This window comes from Blastococcus sp. KM273129 (assembly GCF_021698995.1).
Taxonomy (GTDB): Bacteria; Actinomycetota; Actinomycetes; order Mycobacteriales; family Geodermatophilaceae; genus Blastococcus.
The window spans coordinates 87,237-108,400 of record NZ_SSXB01000006.1; the positions used below are offsets into that span (position 1 = coordinate 87,237).

Sequence of the window (21,164 nt, forward strand, 5' to 3'; positions counted from 1 at the left end):
CTCAGTCGTCCTCGGTGCGGTAGCCCAGGTTGGGCGAGAGCCACCGCTCGGCCTCGGCGACGGTCCACCCCTTGCGGGCGGCGTAGTCCTCGACCTGGTCGCGGCCGACCCGGCCGAGCACGAAGTACCGGGCCTGCGGGTGGGCGAGGTAGAGGCCGCTCACCGCGGCGCCGGGCCACATGGCCAGGCTCTCGGTGAGCTGGATGCCGGTGGCGGCCTCGACGTCGAGCAGGTCCCAGATGGTCAGCTTCTCGGTGTGCTCCGGGCACGCCGGGTAGCCCGGCGCCGGGCGGATGCCGCGGTACCTCTCCGCGATCAGCGCCTCGTTGTCCAGCGACTCGTCGGTGGCGTAGCCCCAGAACTCCCGGCGGACCCGCTCGTGCAGCCGCTCGGCGAAGGCCTCGGCCAGCCGGTCGGCCAGCGCCTCGAGCATGATCGCGCTGTAGTCGTCGTTGTCCTTCTTGAACGCCGCCACCCGCTCGGCCGAGCCCAGCCCGGCGGTCACCGCGAAGGCCCCGACGTAGTCGCGCAGGCCGGTCTCCTTCGGCGCCACGAAGTCGGCGAGGGACTTGCGCGGCGAGCCGTCGCGGCCCTCGGTCTGCTGGCGCAGCTGGTGCAGCGTCGCCCGGACGGCGGTGCGGGACTCGTCGGCGTAGACCTCGATGTCCTCGCCGCCGACCCGGTTGGCCGGAAACAGCCCGAAGACGCCGCTGGCCCGCAGCCACCGCTCGTCGACGATCCGGTCGAGCATCGCCTGGGCGTCCTGGTGCAGCCGGCGGGCGGCCTCCCCGGTCGCCGGGTTGTGCAGGATGTCGGGGAACCGGCCGCGCATCTCCCACGCGTTGAAGAACGGCTGCCAGTCGATGTACTCCCGCAGCTCGGCCAGCGGGTAGTCGTGGAAGTGCCGCACGAACTGGGTGACCTCCCCCAGCGCGCAGGCCGGACCCTCGCAGACGTCCCTGGCCTGCTGCAGCAGCATCCGCGGCCGCGGCGGGGTGTAACCGCTCCAGTCCACCGGCGTCGCGGCGGCGCGCGCCTGGGCCAGCGGCAGCAGGCTGCGGCTGTCCTGGCGGGCGGCGTGCCGCTCCCGCAGCGCCGCGTAGTCGGCCGCGGTCTCGGCCAGCAGCACCGGCCGCTGCTCGTCCGAGAGCAGCGCGGCGACGACGGGCACCGACCGCGAGGCGTCCTTCACCCAGATCACCGGGCCGTGGTACTTCTGCGCCACCTTCACGGCGGTGTGCGCCCGCGAGGTGGTGGCGCCGCCGATGAGCAGCGGGATCTCGAAGCCCTGCCGCTCCATCTCCGAGGCCAGGCCCACCATCTCGTCCAGCGAGGGGGTGATCAGCCCGGAGAGCCCGATGATGTCGGCGCCCGCCTCCTTGGCGGCGTCCAGGATCCGCTGCCCCGGCACCATGACCCCGAGGTCGACGACGTCGTAGTTGTTGCACTGCAGGACGACGCCGACGATGTTCTTGCCGATGTCGTGGACGTCGCCCTTCACGGTGGCCATGACGACCTTGCCGTTGCTGCGCTGGGCATCGCCGGGCTGCTTCTCCGCCTCGATGAACGGGATGAGGTAGGCGACGGCCTTCTTCATGACCCGGGCGGACTTCACCACCTGCGGCAGGAACATCTTCCCGGCGCCGAAGAGGTCGCCGACGACGTTCATCCCGTCCATCAACGGGCCCTCGATGACCTCGATGGGCCGCCCGCCGCGCGCGGAGATCTCCCGGCGGAGCTCCTCGGTGTCGTCCTCGACGTGGGCGTCGATGCCCTTGACCAGGGCGTGGGTGATCCGCTCGCCCACCGGGAGGGCGCGCCACTCCTCGGTGGCGATCTCCCTGGCCGCGCCGTCGCCGGCGTAGTCGCCGGCGATCTCCAGCAGCCGCTCGGTGGCGTCGGGCCGGCGGGCGAGGACGACGTCCTCGATCCGCTCCCGCAGCTCGGCGGGCACCTCGTCGTACACCTCGAGCGCACCGGCGTTGACGATGCCCATGTCCATGCCGGCGGCGATCGCGTGGAACAGGAAGACGGCGTGGATCGCCTCGCGCACCCGGTTGTTGCCGCGGAAGGAGAACGAGACGTTGGAGACCCCGCCGGAGACCAGCGCGCCGGGCAGGTGCTGCTTGATCCAGCGGGTCGCCTCGATGAAGTCCAGGCCGTAGCGCGCGTGCTCCTCGATCCCCGTGGCGACGGCGAAGACGTTCGGGTCGAAGATGATGTCCTCGGCGGGGAAGCCGACCCGCTCGGTGAGCACGTCGTAGGCCCGCCGGCAGATCTCGATCCGCCGCTCGAGGGTGTCGGCCTGGCCCTGCTCGTCGAAGGCCATGACGACGGCGGCTGCGCCGTACCTGCGGCAGAGCGCCGCCTGCTGGACGAACTCCTCCTCGCCGTTCTTCAGCGAGATCGAGTTGACGATCGCCTTGCCCTGGACGTTCTTCAGCCCGGCCTCGATGACCTCCCACTTCGACGAGTCGATCATCGTCGGCACGCGGCAGATGTCCGGCTCGGCGGCGATCAGCTTGGTGAAGCGGTCCATCGCCTCGACGCCGTCGATCATCCCCTCGTCCATGTTGACGTCGATGACCTGGGCGCCGGCCTCCACCTGCTGGCGGGCGACGGCGAGGGCCGCCGGGTAGTCGCCGGCCTTGATGAGGTTCCGGAAGCGCGCCGACCCGGTGATGTTGGTCCGCTCGCCGACGTTGACGAACAGCGACTCCTCGGTGACCACCAGCGGCTCGAGCCCGGACAGCCGCAGCGCGGGGCGCGACCCGGCCGGCGTCCGCGGGGCCGTGCCCTCCACCGACCGGGCGATCGCCGCGATGTGCTGCGGGGTGGTGCCGCAGCAGCCCCCCACGAGGTTCACGAACCCGGCCTCGGCGAACTCGGCGACGATCGCCGCGGTCTGCTCGGGCGACTCGTCGTACTCGCCGAAGGCGTTGGGCAGCCCCGCGTTCGGGTAGCAGGAGACGAAGGTGTCGGCGACCCGGGAGAGCTCGGCGACGTAGGGGCGCATCTCCGCGGCGCCGAGCGCGCAGTTCAGCCCCACCAGCAGCGGCCGCACGTGCCGGACGGAGTGCCAGAAGGCCTCGGTGACCTGCCCCGACAGGGTCCGCCCCGAGGCGTCGGTGATCGTGCCGGAGATCATGACCGGCCAGCGCCGGCCCGCCTGCTCGAACAGCTCCTCCAGCGCGAAGATCGCCGCCTTGGCGTTGAGCGTGTCGAAGATGGTCTCGACCAGCAGGACGTCGGCGCCGCCGTCGACCAGACCCTTCGCCTGCTCGAGGTAGGCCGCGACCAGCTCGTCGAAGGTGACGTTGCGGGCGCCCGGGTCGTTGACGTCGGGCGAGATCGACGCCGTGCGGCTGGTCGGGCCGATGGCCCCGGCCACGTATCGGGGCTTCCCCGGCGTCCGGGCGGTCATCGCGTCGGCCTCGCGGCGGGCCAGCCGGGCCGAGGCCACGTTGAGCTCGTAGGCGAGGTCCTGCATGCCGTAGTCGGCGAGTGAGATCGTGGTCGCGTTGAAGGTGTTGGTCTCGACGAGGTCCGCTCCGGCCTCGAGGTACTCGCGGTGGATGCCCGCGATCAGCTCGGGCCGGGTGATGCTCAGCAGGTCGTTGTTGCCCTGCACGTCGGTGGGCCAGTCGGCGAAGCGCTCCCCGCGGTAACCGGCCTCGTCGGGGCGGTCCCGCTGGATCGCCGTTCCCATGGCGCCGTCGAGCACCAGGATCCGCTCCTGCAGCAGGGCGGTGAGCGCCGCTGTCGCATCGGGGCGGAGGTCGGGTGACTCGGACACGGTGATCCCCAGAGGTTCTGCTGGATGGGCGTGCGGGCCTCGCGCTCCGTCACCCCGGCGGGCTGGCCCAGGCCTGGGCGTTCCCGATGTCGGCGCCCATTCTCGCACCCGGGGCACCCGAGGTGCAGCGGGCGTCGCGGACGGGGACCCCGCCGGTGGGTGAACCGCGGGCGTGCGCCGGGCGGGACGGCGGGATCGACGTAGGCTGGCAGAGGTGATCGATCCGAAGCCCGACGCAGAAGACCTGCCGCAGCTCACCGACCCGGTGGTCGTGGTGGCGTTCGAGGGCTGGAACGACGCCGGGGACGCCGCCACCGGGGCCGTCGAGCACCTGGAGCTGATCTGGGACGCCAAGCCCCTGGCCGCCCTGGACCCCGAGGACTACTACGACTTCCAGGTCAACCGGCCCACGGTCTCCCTGGTCGGCGGGGTGAGCCGGCGCGTCGAGTGGCCGACCACCCGCATCTCGGTGGCGCGGCCCGAGGGGCTGGACCGGGACGTCGTGCTCATCCGCGGCATCGAGCCCAACATGCGCTGGCGCAGCTTCTGCGAGGAGCTGCTGGAGATCCTCGACGAGCTCGACGCCTCGATCGTCGTCGCGCTCGGTGCCCTGCTGGCCGACACCCCGCACACCCGTCCCACGCCGGTCACCGGGTCGGCCTACGACGGCGAGTCGGCCCGGGCCTACGGGCTGGAGACCTCCCGCTACGAGGGCCCCACCGGCATCCTCGGGGTCTTCCAGGACGCCTGCGTGCAGTCGGGGCTCCCGGCGATCAGCTTCTGGGCCGCCGTGCCGCACTACGTCTCCCAGCCGCCGTCGCCGCGCGCCACCGTCGCCCTGCTGCAGCGGGTCGAGGAGGTCCTGGAGATCACCGTGCCGCTCGGCGCGCTGCCCCAGCAGGCCGACGACTGGGTGAAGACGGTCGACGAGATGGCCAGCGAGGACGCCGAGGTCGTCGAGTACGTGCGCTCGCTGGAGGAGCGGGCCACCGAGGTCGACCTCTCCCAGGCCAACGGCGACCAGATCGCCCGCGAGTTCGAGCGCTACCTGCGCCGCCGCGGCGGCCCCGCCGGCGGAGCCTGACCGCTCGCCCGGCCCCGCCCTCGCCCCCGCCGACATCACGCGACCTCGGGACATCGGACGGCCGGATGCGCCGAGATCACGTGATCTCGGCACAGCGGGTCGGCGCTCGGCGGGCGGCGTCTGCCGCGAGGGTGCGAGCGGTGGGGACGACGGCGCGGAGCACCGGCCGACACCGCGACGCGTCAGGTCGCCCGCCGTCCGCCGGTCACACGCGGCGTCACACACCGGGGCCGGACCCTCCTCCTGCCGGCATCCCCGCCGGCCAGACCGAGGAGGAAGCATGCCGTTCGTCAACGTCAAGGTCATCGAGGGCGTGTTCACGGCCGACCAGAAGCACGCCATCGTCGAGCGGCTGACCGACGCGATGGTCGCCATCGAGGGCGAGGCGATGCGCGGGGTCACCTGGGTCGTCGTCGAGGAGGTCGCCAGCGGCGACTGGGGCATCGGCGGCAAGTGCCTGACGACCGCCGACGTCCGGTCCCTGGCCGCAGCCGGAGCGTGACGGCACGGCGCCGGGGACGGCCCGGCCGCGACCGCCGCCGGATCGCGCTCGTCGGCGCCCGCTCCCCGGCGTCGTGACCGCTACCGTCCCGGTGACGGAGGAGGCGAGGCCATGGCCGGGCTCGCGGTGGCCCTGCTGGGCCGGCCGCACCTCGTCCGGGACGGCGTCCCGGCCGCCCCGCCGCGGGGCAACAAGGCGTGGGCGCTGCTCGCCTACCTCGCCCTGGCCGACCGCCCGGTCCCCCGGAGGCATCTGGTGGACCTGCTCTTCGCCGAGGCCCAGGACCCGCCGGGCACCCTGCGCTGGAACACCAGCGAGCTCCGGCGGGTCCTCCGCGACGCCGCCACCCTGGACGGCGATCCGCTGACCCTCCGGCTCGCGCCCGGCAGCGTCGTCGACGTCCGGCAGCTCACCGACGGGCCGTCCGCGCGGGCGCTGGAGCTGGCGGGGTTCGGCCGGGAGCTCCTGGAGGGCCTGAGCCTGCCGGGTGCGCCCGGGTTCGAGGCCTGGCTCTCGGCGGAGCGCTGCCGGATCCGCACCTGCACCGGGACGGTGCTGGTGGAGTGCGCCCTCGACCAGCTCGCCCGGGGCTCGGCGGGGGTCGCGGCGCGGCTGGCCGCACGGGCCGTGGCCCTGGACCCGCTCGACCCCGGGCACCACGCGGTCCTGGTGCGCAGCCTCGGCGCGGCCGGGGACCACGCGGGGGCACGCCGCCAGGCGGTCCGGTGCGCCGAGCTGTTCCGCCGGGAGCTCGGCTGCGCCCCGCCGGTCGAGGTCCTCGCGGCCACCCGGCCGGTGACCTCCCCGCGGCTCCCGGTGGCCGGCGCCGCTGCGGTGCGCTCCTACCTCGACGCCGGACGGGCCTCGATGCGGGCCGGCGCCGTCGACCGCGGCCTGGACCAGCTGCAGCGGGCCGCTGCCGCAGCGACCGGTGTCGGCGATCCGGCGGTCCGCGCCGGCGCCCTCCTGGCCCTGGCGGGCGCACGGGTCCACGGCGCCGGCGAGCGCGGCTCCGAGGTGCGCGGGCTCCTGCACGAGGCGGCCGCGCTGGCGCGCACGGCCGAGGCCGGCGAGCTGGTCGCCGCGGCGTGCCGGGAGCTGGGCTTCCTGGGCGTGCAGCGGGGGCAGCACGACCGGGCCCTGGTGTGGCTGGACGAGGCCCGGCGTGCCACCGACGGGGACGGCGAGACCGCCCGGACCCTCGGGGTGCGCGGCATGTGCCTCACCGACGGCGGTGACCACGGCGGGGCGCTGCACAGCCTGGACGAGTCGCTGGGCCGGGCCGCGCGGGCGGGCGACACCCGGCAGCAGGCGTGGTCGCTGGCGATGGCCGGGCGGGTGCACGTGCTGCGCGGCGACCACGCCCGCGCGGTGCCCGCCCTCGACCGCGCCCTGGCGCTGCTCGCCGACGACTCCTGGCCGGCGTTCCTGCCGTGGCCGGAGGCGTTCCGAGCGGAGGCCGCCATCGGGCTGGGGGATGCCGGCACCGCACGGGACCTGCTCGACCACGCCTGGGTGCTGGCCGCGGAGAGCGACGACCACTGCTGGATGGCGACGGTCGCCCACGGGCATGCCCGCCTCGCGCTGGCCGAGGGCGATCCGGACCGGGCCCGGCGCTGGTGCGACCTGGGCCTGGCCCCCGCCCCGTGGTACCTCTGGCCGCACGCCCGGCTGCTGGACACCGCCTGCGCCGCCGCCGCGGGCACCGGGCAGGCGGACCGGGCGAGGATCGACCGGCTGGTCGGCATCGCTGCGCACGGCAGCATGCGGCCCCTGCTCGCCCGGGCGCACCTGCACCGGGCCCGGGCCGGCTCCCGGGGCGGGGTGGCGGCCGCCCGGGCGATCGCCGCCGGGCTCGACGACCCGGACCTGCACGACCTCATCGCCCGGCAGGAGGCCGTCGCAGCGGCTCCCGGCCGTCAGCGCTCGGTGAGCAGCGGGCGCATCTGGGCCGAGGCGTCGGCGTCGAACAGCCGGTCGTGCGTCGCGAGGGCGAACCGGTCGGTCATCCCCGAGACGTAGTCCACGACCTGGGTCAGCGGCTCGGCCGCGGTGTCGCGGTAGCTGGCCGGGATGAGCTCCGGGTGGGCCAGGTGGTGGTCGACCAGCCGGCGGATGACGTCGATGGCGAGGTGCTTCTGCCCCGCGGCGACGTCGGAGGCGTAGACGCGGGCGAACATGAAGGCGCGCAGCTCGTGCATGGCCGCCAGCGGCTCCGGGGCCATGACGACCCGGCCGCCGTCGGCCATCGACCCCGCGACGACGGCGTCGATCATCGACCCGACCATCTCGCTGCCCGGCTGCCCGAAGACGGCGAGGGCCTGGGCGGGCAGGTCCGCCACCCGGATCACCCCGGCCCGGACGGCGTCCAGGGCATCGTGGGACAGGTAGCCGATGCGGTCGGCGTACCGCACGCACTCGGCCTCGCGGGTGTCCGGCGGCGGGTCGATCTTCCAGCTGTGCGCGCGGATGCCGTCGCGCACCTCCCACGTGAGGTTGAGGTCCTCGAGGACCTCGACGATCCGCACCCCCTGCGCCGCGTGGTGCCACCCGCCGGGCACGTAGGGGTCGAACGCCTCCTCCCCGATGTGCCCGAACGGCGAGTGCCCGACGTCGTGCCCGAGCGCGATCGCCTCGGCGAGCGTCTCGTTGAGCCCGAGCGCCCGCGCCAGCGAGCGGGCCACCTGCGTCACCTGCAGCGTGTGGGTGAGCCGGGTGACGAAGTGGTCGCCGTCGGGGTGGAGGAAGACCTGCGTCTTGTGCTTGAGCCGGCGGAACGCCTTGGCGTGCAGGATGCGGTCGCGGTCGCGCTCGAACGCGGTGCGCAGCGCGTCCTCGGGCTCGGGCCGGGCCCGCCCCCGGGTGCCGGCCGCGCGCGTGGCGGCGGGTGCGAGCTGCTGCTCGGCCCGCTCGCGGGCCACCCGGTCGGTCAGCCGGAAGGGGCCGGGGGCGCTGGTCACCAGCCGGCCTGCAGGTCCACGCCGAGGAGCGCATCCACGGCGTCGCCCACCACCTGCGGCGCGTGCTCCTCGAGGTCCTCCCCGCCGGCCAGCGTGCGCGCGGCCCAGGCGTCGACCAGGGCGATCGCGCCCGGGCTGTCGAGGTCGTCGGCGAGGCGCTCCCGCAGCCCGTGCAGCACGGGGCCGGCGGGTGCTCCGGCCTCCCGGCCGGCAGCGAGCCGCCAGGTGGCCAGCCGCTCCTCGGCCTCCGCGAGCAGGTCCCCCGTCCAGGCGCGGTCGGTGCGGTAGTGGCCCGAGAGCAGCGCCAGCCGGATGGCCATCGGGTCGACGCCCTCGCCGCGCAGCCGGGAGACGAAGACGAGGTTGCCGCGGCTCTTGCTCATCTTCTCGCCGTCCAGGCCGATCATCGCCGCGTGCACGTAGGCCCGGGCGAACGGCTTGGTGGCGGTGAGCGCCTCGGCGTGGACGGCGGAGTACTCGTGGTGCGGGAAGACCAGGTCGCTGCCGCCGCCCTGGACGTCGAAGCCCATGCCGATGGTGTCCAGCGCGATGGTGGCGCACTCGACGTGCCAGCCCGGGCGTCCGCGCGTACCCCGCGGGCCGGGCCACGCGGGCTCGCCGGGGCGCTCGCCGCGCCAGAGCATCGGGTCCAGCCGGTTGCGCTTGCCGGCCCGGTCGGGGTCGCCGCCGCGCTCGGCGAAGAAGGTCAGCATCGTGGCCTCGTCGTAGCCGGACTCGGTGCCGAAGCCGGGCGCCTGCGCGACGTCGTGGTAGACGTCGCCGGTGCCGTCGTCGAGCACGTAGGCCAGCCCGTCGTCGAGCAGCCGCTCGACGTGCGCCACGATCCGCGGGATCGACTCCACCGCGCCCACGTAGTCCTCGGGCGGGAGCACCCGCAGCGCCGTCATGTCCTCGCGGAACAGCGCCGTCTCGCGCATGGCCAGGACGATCCAGTCCTCGCCGTCGCGCTCGGCGCGCTCGAGCAGCGGGTCGTCGATGTCGGTGACGTTCTGCACGTAGTGGACCGCGTGGCCGGCGTCGCGCCACACCCGGTTGACCAGGTCGAAGGCCAGGTAGGTGGCCGCGTGGCCGAGGTGGGTGGCGTCGTAGGGGGTGATGCCGCAGACGTACATCCGCGCCGTCCGGTCCGGCGTCGTCGCGACGATCTCGCCGCGGGCGGTGTCGTAGACCTTGAGGACGGGGCCGGTGCCGGGCAGGGTCGGCAGCAGCGGGGCGGGCCAGGAGAGCACGGCACGAGCCTAGAGGCGTGGTCCGACGGCACCTGCCCGCACGCCCGTGCGGGTCATCACGTCGGAGGCGCCGGCGCACCGCACCCGGCGTCCACGAGGAGGAGCGATGGAGCTTTCCGAGTACCTGCCGGCCCTGCGGCGCGTCGACGCCCGGTTCGCCGACGCCGCCGCCGAGGCGGTGCTCGCGCACGGCTGGCGCGCCCGTGTCCCCGGCTGCCCGGACTGGACGCTGGCCGACCTCGTGTGGCACCTGGGCGAGGTGCAGCACTTCTGGGCCTGGGTGGTGCGCACCCGGGCCCAGGACCCCTCCGCCTACGTCGAGCCCGAGCGGCACGCCGACGACGAGCTGCTGGGCTACGTGATCGCCCAGAGCGCGGAGCTGGAGGCGGCGCTGGCCGGCGCGGACCCCGCGGAGCGGGTGTGGACCTGGGCCCCGCGGAAGGACGTCGCCTTCGTCCTGCGCCGGCAGCTGCAGGAGGCCACCGTGCACACCGTCGACGTCGAGCAGGTGCTCGGCGACGTGCGGCCCATCCCGACCGCGGTGGCGCTCGACGGCCTGGACGAGTGGCTGGAGGTCATGGTCCCCGGCACGCTCCCCGACGGCCCGCCCGAGCACGCGCACCCCGTCGTCCTGCACGCGGTGGACGCCGACGCCGAGCGCACCCTCTTCCCCGGCACGAAGCCCTTCCCCATCGCCGCGCTCACCGGGACCGCCGGCGACCTGCTGCTGGCCGTCTGGCGGCGGGTGCCGCTGGAGGTGCTCACCGTCGACGGCGACGGGCTGCAGGCGGCCGCCATGATCGACCTGGTCCGCCTCGAATGACGGGGTGCCCGCTCAGGTGCCCGCGGCCGACCAGTACCCGGCCATGAGCTCGTGGGACCAGGCCGGCTGCCGCACCTCGCCCCGCGGGCCGAACTCGGCCATGTACGGCTTGACGTCCAGGACCGGGGTGCCGTCGATCGCGTCGAGGCCGCGCACCCGCAGCGTCCGACCGTCCACCCCGAGGAGCCGGCAGACCGTGACGCCGATCCGGTTGGGGCGCCCCTTGCCCCGCTGGGCGAAGATGCCGACCTCGGGCCACCCGGGGTTGCCGCGCGGCCGGCGAGCCCCGGTCTGCACCGCGGCCGGGTCCACGCGGTCGAAGAGGTAGACCACCTCGACGTGGGAGAACTCGTCGAGCCCGGCCAGCGCCTCCGGGCCGAACCGCCCGGCGTCGAGGGTGATCGACGCCGCGACCGCGTCCCAGTCGTCGTCGACCGGCTCCGCCCGCGCCGAGGTGACCGTGCCGATGGGTTCGACGAGCATGCCGGCATCCTGGCACCGACCGCGGCGCAGGTCAGGGCCAGGTCACCGCATGGCGGTCGAACTCGTCCCCGGTCTGGACGCCGACGACGCAGAACACCAGGCCGGCCGGGTCGAGCAGCTGCCAGAAGGAGCCCATGTCCCGGTGCCGGGTGGCGCCGAGCGCCTCCAGTCGGGCCACCTCGGCCGGGATGTCATCGGTCTCCACGTCGACGTGCCAGCGCGGTGGCGTGCCCTCGCCGGTCCGCTGGACCTCCACGTGCCAGCCGCCGGCGAACGACCCGAGCGACGCCCACGTCTCGTCCTCGGCGTCCGGTTGCGCGGTGCGGCCCGTGGCACCCGCCCAGAAGGCGGTCCCCGCGGCGTGGTGCTCCGGCGGGAGGTCGAGGAGCAGGATCGACAGACGGCTGCGATGCGGCATCCCTCATCTTTGCCGCCCTCCGGGCTCCGACCGCAGCCACGTGCCGTCCCGGCCGCCATCGAGCCGCTCCTCGGCACGGCTCGGGGAGCCTCCGGCCCCCGCTCGGCAGAACGCTAGAAGGGCGGCCAGGGCAGCGCGGGCCACTCACCGCTGGGCTCGGGGTGGCGGCCGGTCCGCAGCAGCTCGGCCACCCGCCGCTGGGTGCAGCGCACCTCGGTCCGCGTCAGGTGCTCGTGCAGCTGCTCCCCGAGGTCGCCGCGCAGCTCGTCGCCGAGCCGCTCCAGCACCTCGACCGCCTCACCGGTCAGCGGCTTGCCGGCCCAGCGCCACAGCAGGGTGCGCAGCTTGGGGTCCACGGAGAAGCAGATGCCGTGGTCGACGCCGTGCACGTGGCCACCGGGCACCGGGATGATGTGCCCGCCCTTGCGGTCGGCGTTGTTCACCACCGCGTCGAACACGGCCATGCGGCGCAGCGCCGGGTCGTCGCGGCGCACGAAGGCGGCCAGGTCGACCGTCTCGTCGCCGTCCACCCACAGCTGCACCATCCCGGGGCCGAACGGACCCTCGCGCAGCACCGTGGGCGGGACGACCCGCCAGCCGGTCGCCTCCGACACGAGGTAGGCCGAGATCTCCCGGCCGGCGAGGGTGCCGTCGGGGAAGTCCCACAGCGGCCGCTCCCCCGCCACCGGCTTGTAGACGCACTCGGCGACCACGTCGCCGCACCGGATGCTGCCGACCAGGGTGACGTTCGACGCGTCGAGCATGCGGCCCTCGAGGTCGATCTCGCCCTCGACCAGCAGGTGCCGCGCCTCCTCGTCCCCGGCGGGCGGCCGGAGGACGACGTCCTCGGCGGGGTCCCCGCTCAGCGGCGGTAGCCGTTCTGCCGGGGGCACACGTGGCCCACGGGGTCCAGCGGGAGCGAGCACAGCGGGCACGAGGGGCGACCGGCGGCCACCACCCGGCGGGCGCGGGCGACGAACGCGCGCGCGGCCAGGGGGGTGATGGTCACGCGCAGGGCGTCGGGTCCCTCCTCGCTGTCGGAGAGGATCACGTCCTCCTCGATCGGCTCCTCGCCGGCGGCCACGGCCTCGACGACGACGGCCTCCTCGGTGCCGTCCCAGGCCAGGCCCATCGCGGCGACGCGGAACTCCTCGTCGACCGGCGCGGTGAGCGGCTCGAGGTCGTCGACGTCGGCCTCCCGCGGGATGACCGTGCCGGCCCGGCCGCTGACCTCGTCGAGCAGGTCGTTCATCCGGTCGGCCAGCACCTGCACCTGGTTCTTCTCCAGCGCGACGCTGACCGTGCGCCCGGTGTCGTCGGTGGCCTGGAGGTAGAACGTGCGGTCCCCCGGCTGCCCCACCGTCCCCGCGACGAACCGGCTGGGGCGATCGAAGAGATGGACCTGGCGGGGCACGCGCCCAGGTTACGCGGTGGGACGACCCCGCCTCCCGCGCGCCGTGCGCCGCGGACGGGGTCAGGCGGTCGCGCCCGCCCCGCCGCCGACGACGGCGTCGGAACCCGCCCGGCGCCGGCGCCGGCCCTTGCGCGGGGGCGGGACCAGCGCGGCGACGTCGCCGCCGGTGTCGTTGATCCGCACCACGAACGGGCGGGTCTCGGTGTAGGTGACGACCGAGATCGACGCCGGGTCGACGACGATGCGCTGGAACTGGTCGAGGTGCAGCCCGAGGGCGTCGGCGAGCACCGCCTTGATGACGTCGCCGTGGCTGCAGGCCAGCCAGACCGCGTCCGGCCCGAGCCGGGCGTTCCACTCGCGGACGGCGGCGACGGCCCGTGCCTGGGTCTGGGCCAGCCCCTCCCCCTCCGCGCCCGGGAAGACGGCGGCCGAGGGGTGCTGCTGGACCACCTTCCACAGCGGCTCCTTGGCCAGCTCCTTGAGCGGCCTTCCGGTCCAGTCGCCGTAGCGGGCCTCACCGAGGCGGTCGTCGGTGGCCAGCTCCAGGTCACGCCCGGCGAGGAGCGCGCCGGCGGTCTGCCGGCACCGCTCCAGCGGGCTGCTGACGACGGCGGCCAGCGGCACCTGCGCCAGCCGCTCCCCCACCGCCCGCACCTGGGCCTGCCCGGTCTCGTCGAGCTCGACGCCGGGGGTCCAGCCGGCGAGCACCCCGCCCGTGTTCGCGGTGCTGCGTCCGTGCCGCAGGAGGATGACGGTGGTCACCGGGCGAGCGTAGGCGGTGCCGGGGCGTCCCCCGGCCGCCCGCCGGTCCGGCCCCCGCCGACGGGACCCCGACGGCGCGGGCCGGACCGCCCGGGTGCACGTGACGATCCGGTGACGAGCGGCCGAGCCGGGTTCGGCATGCGGCGGCGGGCGGGCAGGCACCAGGGGGACCGGACCCCCGAGACCGGAAGCGAGATCGCGATGATGCGACTGCTGCTCGCCGGGCTGGGCGCCAGCACCCTGCTGGTGACCGCCGGCGCCACCGTCCCACCCCCGACCGCCCTGTCCGATCCCCCCGGCACGCCGCAGGCGGCCGGTTCGCCGCTCCCACCGGTCGGTGACCCCGGTACGGGAACCGTGGAGGAGGGCGACTTCCCCGGCGGGGGCTCCCCGGCCTACCTGACCGACGTGCGCGCCGCCGGGCACGAGGACTTCGACCGGTTCGTCCTCGAGTTCGAGGGCGACGACGTGCCCGGTTACCGGGTCGGCTACGTCGAGCCCCCGATCACCGAGGACGGATCCGGCCGGGAGGTCGGCGTGGCCGGCTCGGCCTTCCTCGAGGTGCGGGTCAGCCCGGCCAGCGGCGTCGACCTGTCCGGCGAGCAGCCGCGCCGGACCTACACCGGCCGCGACCAGCTCACCGCTCCCGGCGGCCAGGTGATCACCGAGGCGGTCCGGACCGGTGACTTCGAGGCGATGCTGGCCTGGACGATCGGGCTCGAGGAGCGGGTGCCCTTCGGGGTGACCACCCTCACCGACCCGGCGCGGCTCGTCGTCGACGTCCTGCACCAGCCCGACGGCAGCGGCAGCCTCCAGCCGGTCGGCGAGGGCGGCACCACCGACGTCGACGTCGACGCCAGCGGCTCACCGGTGGTGCTGACCGACGTCCGGCTGGGTGCCCACGACGGCTTCGACCGGATCGTGTTCGAGCTCGCCGGTGACGGCGAGGCCGGTTACGAGATCGGCTACACCGAGGACCCGCGCAGCGCGGGCTCCGGCGAGCCGCTGGAGGTCCCCGGCGACGCCACGCTGGGCATCACGCTGTCCGGCCTGCTGCTCCCGCCCGACGCCCCGGAGGGTGTCGAGCCGTGGGAGGCCCGGGAGCGGCTGGAGATCGCCGGCACCAGCACGCTGCAGGCGCTGGTCGCCGACACCCTCTTCGAGGGGCGGTACTCCTTCTACGCCGGGCTGGACGAGCGCCGGCCGTTCGCCGTCGCCCGGCTGTCCGACCCGCAGCGGATCGTCGTCGACGTCCTCGACCGGCAGCCCGACGGCGTGCCGCTGGGCGAGCGGTGCACCAGCCCGGCCGGGTTCGCGGTCGACCACCCCGCGGACTGGTCGGTCAACGCCGGCGAGACCGTGCCGGCCTGCAGCCGGTTCTCGCCGAGGGACTTCGACGTGCCCGACGCCACCGACGTCCGCGTGGCGGCCATCGCCTTCTCCGTCGAGCCGGTGGCCTTCGACCGGGCGGTCCAGGAGCAGCCCGGGGAGCAGGACCGCCGTGAGCTCACCGTGGACGGCCGGGACGCCGTCCGGATCGAGCGGACCGCCACCGGGGAGACGTTCTGGCCCGAGGGCACGCCGTCGACGCGGTACGCCATCGCCCTCGAGGAGGGCGAGGACGGCCCGCAGACGCTCGTCGCCGACACCGTGGGGTTGCCCCGGTTCGACCACCCGCGCAACGTCGAGGTGCTCGACGCGATGATCGGGACGCTGGACCTCGACGCCACCCCGGAGGGCTGAGCCGCACGACCCGCGGCGCCCCGGGGCCCGACCGGCTCCGGGGCGCCGCTGCGGTCAGCGCGGGATCGGCGTGGGCGCGACCTCGGCGGGGGTCACCGGGTCCAGGACGCCGGCCAGGACCAGCGCCAGGATCAGCAGCCCGAGCACGATGCGGTAGACGACGAACGGCAGGAAGCTGCCCCGGTCCAGGTAGCGCAGCAGCCAGGCGATCACGGTCAGGCCGACGCCGAACGCGATGACCGTGGCCAGGATCGTCGGCCCCCAGCTGATGCCCGGACCGGCCACGTCCCCGCTGAGGGCCTCGTACGCCTGGAAGAACCCCGAGCCGAGCACTGCCGGGATGGCGAGCAGGAACGAGTAGCGCGCCGCCGCCGAGCGGGAGTAGCCGAGGAACAGGCCGGCGGTGATCGTGCCGCCGGACCGGGAGACGCCGGGGATGAGCGCCATCGCCTGCGCGAAGCCGTAGGTGATGCCGTGGGGCACCGTGAGGTCGGCGAGCTCCCGCTTCTTGGCCCCCACCCGGTCGGCCCACCACAGGACCAGCGCGAAGCCGATCAGCATGAACGCCACGAGGCGCAGGTCGCGCAGGGTCGTCTCGATGTCCTCCTGGAACAGCAGGCCGAGGACGACGATCGGGATGCTCCCGACGATGATCAGCCAGCCCATGCGCGCGTCGGGGTCACCCTTCCGGCGCCCGCCGAGCGAGGCCACCCAGGCGGTGACGATCCGCCAGATGTCCTTGCGGAAGTACAGGAGCACCGCGGCCTCGGTGCCGATCTGGGTGATCGCGGTGAACGCGGCGCCGGGGTCCTCCCACCCGAACGCCTCCCCCACGACGCGCAGGTGGGCGCTCGAGGAGATGGGCAGGAACTCGGTCAGCCCCTGCACGACGCCCAGGACGACGGCTTCGAGCCAGCCCACCTCAGCACCCCCCGGTCAGGACGCGGGCAGCCGGACGGGAGCGGGAGCGTTCGGGCACGGGTGCCCACCCTAGGGCGTCGGCCCCGGACGCCCGGCGCGCCGCCCCGCAGCCGCCGGTGGTCCCGGGTGGCGGGCGGTCGGCGGCGGTAGGTTGGCCGGTCGTGGAGCAACGGGCGCTGGGGCGCAGCGGGCTGGTCGTGTCCCGGCTCGCGCTGGGCACGATGACCTGGGGCGGTGACACCGACGAGGACGAGGCGGCCATGCAGCTGACGGCGTTCGTCGACGCCGGCGGCACGCTCGTCGACACCGCCGACGTCTACTGCCACGGCGAGAGCGAGCGCACCCTGGGCCACCTGCTGGCCGACGTCGTCCCCCGCTCGCAGGTGCTCGTCGCGACCAAGGCCGTCGGGCGCACCGGGCCCGGACCGATGGGGCGGGGCGCCTCCCGCGGCCACCTCGTCTCGGCGCTGGACGCGTCGCTGGAGCGGCTGGGCCTGGACTACGTCGACCTCTGGCAGCTGCACGCCTGGGACGAGACGACGCCGCTGGAGGAGACGCTGGCCGCCTGCGACCTCGCCGTCTCCTCGGGCCGGGCCCGCTACGTCGGCGTCAGCAACTTCACCGGCTGGCAGACCGCCCAGGCCGCCACCTGGCAGAAGGCGTGGCCGGGCCGGACCCCGCTGGTGAGCACCCAGGTCGAGTACTCGCTGCTGCAGCGCGGCGTCGAGCGCGAGGTCGTGCCCGCCGCGGAGGCGCTGGGGCTGGGCGTGCTCGCGTGGTCACCGCTGGGCCGCGGGCTGCTCACCGGCAAGTACCGGCACAGCACGCCCTCGGAGTCCCGCGGGGCCTCGGCGCAGTGGCAGGGCTTCATCGACGGTCTCCGCTCGGCCACCTCCGACCGCATCGTCGAGGCGGTGATCACCGCGGCCCAGGGGCTGGGCACGACACCGCTCGCGGTGGCGCTGGCCTGGGTGCGCGACCGGCCGGGCGTCGCCGCTCCGGTGGTGGGCGCCCGCACCGCCCAGCAGCTGCAGGCCAGCCTCGACGCCGAGAGCGTCCGCCTGCCCGCGGCGATCCGCACGGCGCTGGAGGACGTCTCCGCCCCGCACTTCAGCTACCCCGATCGCCGGTCGGACCGGTGAGCGCCGACCCGACGAGCCCCGGCCCGGACCTGGTCTTCGCCGCCTTCTGCACCGCCGGGCTGTGGCCGGGGCTCGGCAAGCGCGCCGCCGCCGAGCTGCCTGCCGCCGGCATCACCACCCCGGACGACGTCACCGCCGACCGGCTGCTGAAGCTGCCCCGGGTGGGCCGGCAGCGCGCCGAGCGGCTGTTCTCCAGCTTCCTGGCCGCCGCGCCCACCTACGAGGTGGTCGAGCTCCTGGTGGGCGCGGGGCTGCCCGCCAAGCTCGCCGCCGGCGTCGCCGATGCGCTGGGGCCCGACGCCGCCCGCCGGCTGCGGGACGACCCGTGGGCGCTGCTGGGGCTCTCCGGGGTGACGCTCACCGACGCCGACCGGCTGGCGATCGCCGTCCTGAAGGGTGCCGACCGGCAGGACGCCCGGCGCGGGCGGGCGATCGTCGGGCTCACGCTGCGCACCGCGACCCGCGACGGGCACACCGTGCTGCCCGTCGACCTGGTCGTCGCGGCGCTGCAGGCCGAGGGCATCGCCGACCCCGCGGCCGCGATCGTGGCCGCCGTCGACTCCGGCGAGGTGCTCGACCACGAGCCGCCCGAGCCGGAGTTCCACGAGGACCGGGCGGGTGGGGATGACGACGCAGAGCTCCCCGAACCCGACCCCGCGCTGCGGAGCCTCTCCCTGGCCCGGTACGGCATGGCCGAGGAGGCGGTCGCCGAGAACGTGGCCCGGCTGGCCGCCGCCGCGGAGCGGATCGCCGACCCCGCCTCGGTGCGCTCGGTGGCCAAGGGGCTGGACGAGGCGCAGAAGAAGGCCGTGGCCCAGGTGCTCTCGGCGGGGGTCAGCCTGCTCACCGGGGGCCCGGGCACCGGCAAGAGCCGCACCGTCGCCGCGATCGTGCAGCTGCTGCGGACCAAGGGCACCGACGTGGCGCTGGCCGCCCCCACCGGCCGGGCGGCCAAGCGGCTGGAGGAGCTCACCGACCACCCGGCGGTCACCGTGCACCGGCTGCTCGGCGCGCAGGGCGCCTCGGGCGGCTTCTCCCGCAACGAGGAGTGGCCGCTGGACGCCGACGTCGTCGTCGTCGACGAGGCCTCCATGCTCGACGTCGAGCTCACCGCCGCCCTGCTGGAGGCCTGCCCCGACGGCACGCACCTGCTGCTGGTCGGTGACCCGGCGCAGCTGCCCTCGATCGGCCCCGGGCACGTGCTGGGCGACCTCATCGACTCGGGGGCGGTCCCGGTGACCGAGCTGACCACCCTCTACCGGCAGGCGGAGGGCGGGGCGATCGCCCGGCTGGCGTCGGCCGTCCGCGGGGGCGAGCTGCCCCCGGTGGACTCCCCCGACCGCGAGGTGGTCGTCGTCCCCGCCACCGGCAGCGCCGAGGCCGCCCGCCGGGTGGTGCAGCTGGTCACCGACTCGATCCCGCGGGCGCTCGGCATCGACCCCGGCGCGGTGCAGGTCGTGACCCCGGTGCACCGCGGGCCGGCGGGCACGATCGAGCTGAACAGGGCGCTCAAGGCGCAGCTGAACCCGGGCGAGGGCGCGGTGTTCGGGTTCGACCCGGGCGACCGCGTGGTGGCCACCGCCAACCACATGGACCTCGACCCCGTGGGCTTCGCCAACGGCGAGGTCGGCGTGGTCACCGGCACCGGCGACGGCACGCTGACCGTCGACTTCAGCTCCGGCCCGGTGACGGTGAACGGGCAGGCGCTGTTCGACCTGCGCCACGGGTGGGCGATCACGGTGCACCGCGCACAGGGGTCGGAGTGGCCCGGCGTCGTCGTGGTGCTCCCGCCCGAGGCGGGCGGCATGCTCTCCCGCCCCCTGGTCTACACCGCGCTCACGCGGGCGCAGAAGCACCTGTCGGTCGTCCACGCCAGCGGGGCGGCCCTGGCCCGGGCGGTGCGCGACGTCGACGTCCGGCCGCGGCGCACGCGGCTGGCCGAGCTGCTGCGCGAGGGAGCCGGCTAGCTCCGCCGGGCCCCCCGCGAGGCGCGGAGGAGCTGCCCGACGGCGGCCCCGAGCTGCCCGGCGCAGGTGAGCGGCCGGGCGAAGGGCACGCGGACGTCGGTGTGCCCGAGCGGCCGCTCGACGCGCAGGCGGAAGCCGAAGCGGTCCAGCCCGAGCGGGCGCACGACGCCGGCCGGACCGACCACCTCGGCGGGGACGCGTGCGGCCAGCAGCTCGAGGACGTCGGCGTGGCTGCCGGCGAGGTGGCGCAGGTGGTCGGCCTCGACCCCGGCCAGCGGGTCGGGGCGGGCCTCGGCGAAGTCCTGCGGGCTGACGTCGACGCCCTCCCCACCCTCGCCGAGGACCACCTCGGCGAGGTCGAGCCGGAGCAGCCGCGCGGAGCGGCCGACGTCGAGGAGCACCTCCGCGGGGCGGGTCTCGGCGAAGGCGAGCAGTGCGCCGCGCTGGTCCTGGGGGCGGACGGGCGTGGCCCAGCCGGAGAGCCACAGCTGCGCCCGGAGCGGCCGGTGCAGCGGCACCGGCGCGTGGTCGCTGACGAGCAGCAGCGCGGAGAGGTCCTGGTCGGGGGCCTGCTCGACGGCTGCCGCGATGTCCCCGTCCGCCGGCACGACCAGCAGCACCTGCCCGGCGCGGGTGACGGTGTGCGCCAGGACCCGGCCACCCTCGACACCGGGCGCGCAGATCGTCGCCGCGGTCCGGGTGGCGACGGTGCGGGCGCGCTCGGCCGGCTCCGGCCGCATGCCGGTGTCCGCCGGGCGGCGCTCGGCTGCGGGGTGGGTCGGGCTGCTGGGCATGAACCCCTCCTCGGTGAGTTAGGGCAGCCTAACCTAAGAACGGTGTGTCGGCCAGCCAGCCTGACTCCCCGAGCGGCGCTTTGTGCACTAATGGCACGGCCGCGCGCGCTCAGGGGCGCGGGGGCACCGCCCCGGCCACCGGGCGGCGGCGGTCACGCGCGATGCGGCCCACCAGGAGGCCGACGAGCAGCGCGAGCACGGCCCACAGCGCGGCGTCCAGGCCCTGCGCAGGCGAGAGCACCAGCACGCCCCCGACGACCGCCCCGAGCAGCAGCCCGCGGAGGAGGCGGGCGACCGTGGACGGGCGCGCCGGCTCGTCCAGCACGGAGACGGGCAGCCCGGCCGCCCGGGCCCACCGCTCGGCGGCGGCGCGCACCTCGGCCTCGGGTCCCTCGCCTGCACCGGCCTCGGCCGCACGCACCTCGGCGGCGTGCACCGTGCGCCCCTCGCTGCCCGTCGTCATGGGTGCTCCTCCCCGCGTTCCGCCGTCCACTCTGGTGGCAGGCGCCCGGCGCGGCAGGTCGGAGCGGCGGATGTCACCCGTCGGGTGCGAACGAGCGGTTGCGGGTCGGCGCCCTCACCGACGGGTGCTGACCCGCGGCCGGTAGCGCTCTGCCCCTCCGGAGTGGGCAGAGCGCTACCCATGCCCCCGGCCGGCGGGCGGACGGCTCGCCCACGGGGTCGGCGAGCGCCGTCGGGCAGGGCGCGGGCCGGCGGCGCGAGGGGCGGGAGGGTGCCTCAGCCGATCTGGTCCTCGTCGTCCAGGGGCACGTCGGCGTCCTGCTCCAGGACGTCGGCGTCGTCGGCCTCGCGCGTGCCGAGGGGGCCGCGCGGGGCACCGGCCTCCCCCGGGCGGGCGGCGAGCTGCTGCTCCAGCGCGTCGGCCTCCGGGACGTCGCCGGAGGGGGAGCTCGCCTCCGCGGCGCGGGTAGGGGCAGGCGGCTCGAGGTACGCCTCCTGCTCCGCGCGGTCGGCGTCGGGCACGTCGGTCGGGAAACCGGGCTCGGTCACGTCGTCCTCCTGAGAAGCGGGTGCGTTCCTGACCCATCGTGCCGCCCGGGCGCCGTCCCGGCAGGCCGGGGCGGTGTGAGGGAGGTGACGGACA

Annotated in this window: 19 protein-coding genes; 7 read left to right on the forward strand and 12 right to left on the reverse strand. The window is 75.5% G+C overall.

What is annotated here, in order from left to right; all coding sequences use genetic code 11:
• Position 1: 1 nt before the first annotated feature.
• Positions 2 to 3,796: a methionine synthase gene (gene metH, locus E9565_RS03255; protein ID WP_236834054.1), complete on the reverse strand. Its 3,795-nt coding sequence runs from the start codon at positions 3,794 to 3,796 to the stop codon at positions 2 to 4.
• 214 nt (positions 3,797 to 4,010) lie between these two features.
• Here metH and E9565_RS03260 point away from each other — a divergent pair, with 214 nt between their 5' ends.
• The 3 genes from E9565_RS03260 (at position 4,011) to E9565_RS03270 (ending at position 7,404) form a co-directional block, all read left to right on the forward strand.
• A complete protein-coding gene (locus E9565_RS03260; RefSeq protein WP_236833490.1) occupies positions 4,011 to 4,880 on the forward strand; it encodes a PAC2 family protein in 870 nt (289 codons plus the stop codon).
• 280 nt (positions 4,881 to 5,160) lie between these two features.
• On the forward strand, positions 5,161 to 5,382 hold the full coding sequence (locus tag E9565_RS03265) for a 4-oxalocrotonate tautomerase family protein (RefSeq protein ID WP_236828665.1): 222 nt from the start codon (positions 5,161 to 5,163) through the stop codon (positions 5,380 to 5,382).
• A gap of 111 nt (positions 5,383 to 5,493) precedes the next feature.
• Positions 5,494 to 7,404 carry a tetratricopeptide repeat protein gene (locus E9565_RS03270; protein WP_236834055.1) on the forward strand — a complete coding sequence of 637 codons (1,911 nt, stop codon included), beginning with the start codon at positions 5,494 to 5,496 and terminating at the stop codon, positions 7,402 to 7,404.
• Here E9565_RS03270 and E9565_RS03275 read toward each other — a convergent pair.
• Together E9565_RS03275 and mshC are read right to left on the reverse strand one after the other, a co-directional pair.
• Positions 7,302 to 8,342, reverse strand: a complete 1,041-nt coding sequence (locus tag E9565_RS03275) for an HD domain-containing protein (RefSeq protein ID WP_236828663.1) — start codon at positions 8,340 to 8,342, stop codon at positions 7,302 to 7,304. The two genes, E9565_RS03270 and E9565_RS03275, sit on opposite strands and share 103 nt — an antisense overlap.
• On the reverse strand, positions 8,339 to 9,592 hold the full coding sequence (mshC, locus tag E9565_RS03280) for a cysteine--1-D-myo-inosityl 2-amino-2-deoxy-alpha-D-glucopyranoside ligase (RefSeq protein WP_236828662.1): 1,254 nt from the start codon (positions 9,590 to 9,592) through the stop codon (positions 8,339 to 8,341). The genes E9565_RS03275 and mshC overlap by 4 nt, the downstream gene beginning before the upstream one ends.
• 106 nt (positions 9,593 to 9,698) lie before the next feature.
• Between mshC and E9565_RS03285 the strand changes: the two genes are divergently transcribed.
• A complete protein-coding gene (locus E9565_RS03285; protein ID WP_236828661.1) occupies positions 9,699 to 10,415 on the forward strand; it encodes a maleylpyruvate isomerase family mycothiol-dependent enzyme in 717 nt (238 codons plus the stop codon).
• Positions 10,416 to 10,427: 12 nt separating this feature from the next.
• Here the strand turns inward: E9565_RS03285 and E9565_RS03290 are convergent, their stop codons facing one another.
• From E9565_RS03290 to E9565_RS03310, 5 genes are all read right to left on the reverse strand, one after another.
• Entirely contained in the window at positions 10,428 to 10,898 is a 471-nt protein-coding gene (locus tag E9565_RS03290) for an SAM-dependent methyltransferase (RefSeq protein ID WP_236828660.1), read from the reverse strand.
• 31 nt (positions 10,899 to 10,929) lie between these two features.
• Positions 10,930 to 11,316: a VOC family protein gene (locus tag E9565_RS03295; protein WP_236828659.1), complete on the reverse strand. Its 387-nt coding sequence runs from the start codon at positions 11,314 to 11,316 to the stop codon at positions 10,930 to 10,932.
• A gap of 113 nt (positions 11,317 to 11,429) precedes the next feature.
• Positions 11,430 to 12,209 (reverse strand): SCO1664 family protein, encoded by a 780-nt coding sequence (locus E9565_RS03300; protein ID WP_236828658.1) that lies wholly within the window; start codon positions 12,207 to 12,209, stop codon positions 11,430 to 11,432.
• A complete protein-coding gene (locus tag E9565_RS03305) occupies positions 12,179 to 12,730 on the reverse strand; it encodes a DUF3090 family protein (RefSeq protein ID WP_236828657.1) in 552 nt (183 codons plus the stop codon). Before E9565_RS03305 ends, E9565_RS03300 begins: the two co-directional genes overlap by 31 nt.
• Positions 12,731 to 12,790: 60 nt before the next feature.
• Positions 12,791 to 13,492, reverse strand: coding sequence for a histidine phosphatase family protein (locus E9565_RS03310; RefSeq protein WP_236834056.1), 702 nt, complete (start codon positions 13,490 to 13,492; stop codon positions 12,791 to 12,793).
• 201 nt (positions 13,493 to 13,693) lie between these two features.
• On the opposite strand from E9565_RS03310, the gene E9565_RS03315 reads away from it, so the two are divergent.
• On the forward strand, positions 13,694 to 15,235 hold the full coding sequence (locus E9565_RS03315; RefSeq protein ID WP_236834057.1) for a hypothetical protein: 1,542 nt from the start codon (positions 13,694 to 13,696) through the stop codon (positions 15,233 to 15,235).
• Between the two features lie 54 nt (positions 15,236 to 15,289).
• Here the strand turns inward: E9565_RS03315 and E9565_RS03320 are convergent, their stop codons facing one another.
• Positions 15,290 to 16,156 carry an undecaprenyl-diphosphate phosphatase gene (locus E9565_RS03320; protein ID WP_236827779.1) on the reverse strand — a complete coding sequence of 289 codons (867 nt, stop codon included), beginning with the start codon at positions 16,154 to 16,156 and terminating at the stop codon, positions 15,290 to 15,292.
• Positions 16,157 to 16,317: 161 nt separating this feature from the next.
• Here E9565_RS03320 and E9565_RS03325 point away from each other — a divergent pair, with 161 nt between their 5' ends.
• Together E9565_RS03325 and E9565_RS03330 are read left to right on the forward strand one after the other, a co-directional pair.
• A complete protein-coding gene (locus E9565_RS03325; RefSeq protein WP_236834058.1) occupies positions 16,318 to 17,298 on the forward strand; it encodes an aldo/keto reductase in 981 nt (326 codons plus the stop codon).
• On the forward strand, positions 17,295 to 19,265 hold the full coding sequence (locus tag E9565_RS03330; protein WP_236834059.1) for an AAA family ATPase: 1,971 nt from the start codon (positions 17,295 to 17,297) through the stop codon (positions 19,263 to 19,265). Before E9565_RS03325 ends, E9565_RS03330 begins: the two co-directional genes overlap by 4 nt.
• Here E9565_RS03330 and E9565_RS03335 read toward each other — a convergent pair.
• From E9565_RS03335 to E9565_RS03345, 3 genes are all read right to left on the reverse strand, one after another.
• Positions 19,262 to 20,059 carry a DUF2470 domain-containing protein gene (locus E9565_RS03335; RefSeq protein WP_236834060.1) on the reverse strand — a complete coding sequence of 266 codons (798 nt, stop codon included), beginning with the start codon at positions 20,057 to 20,059 and terminating at the stop codon, positions 19,262 to 19,264. The two genes, E9565_RS03330 and E9565_RS03335, sit on opposite strands and share 4 nt — an antisense overlap.
• Before the next feature lie 109 nt (positions 20,060 to 20,168).
• Complete coding sequence (locus E9565_RS03340) at positions 20,169 to 20,522, reverse strand: hypothetical protein (RefSeq protein WP_236834061.1); 354 nt, start codon at positions 20,520 to 20,522, stop codon at positions 20,169 to 20,171.
• 275 nt (positions 20,523 to 20,797) lie between these two features.
• The gene (locus tag E9565_RS03345; protein ID WP_236827784.1) at positions 20,798 to 21,070 is read right to left on the reverse strand and encodes a hypothetical protein; all 273 of its coding nucleotides are present in this window, start codon (positions 21,068 to 21,070) and stop codon (positions 20,798 to 20,800) included.
• Between the last annotated feature and the right edge of the window lie 94 nt (positions 21,071 to 21,164).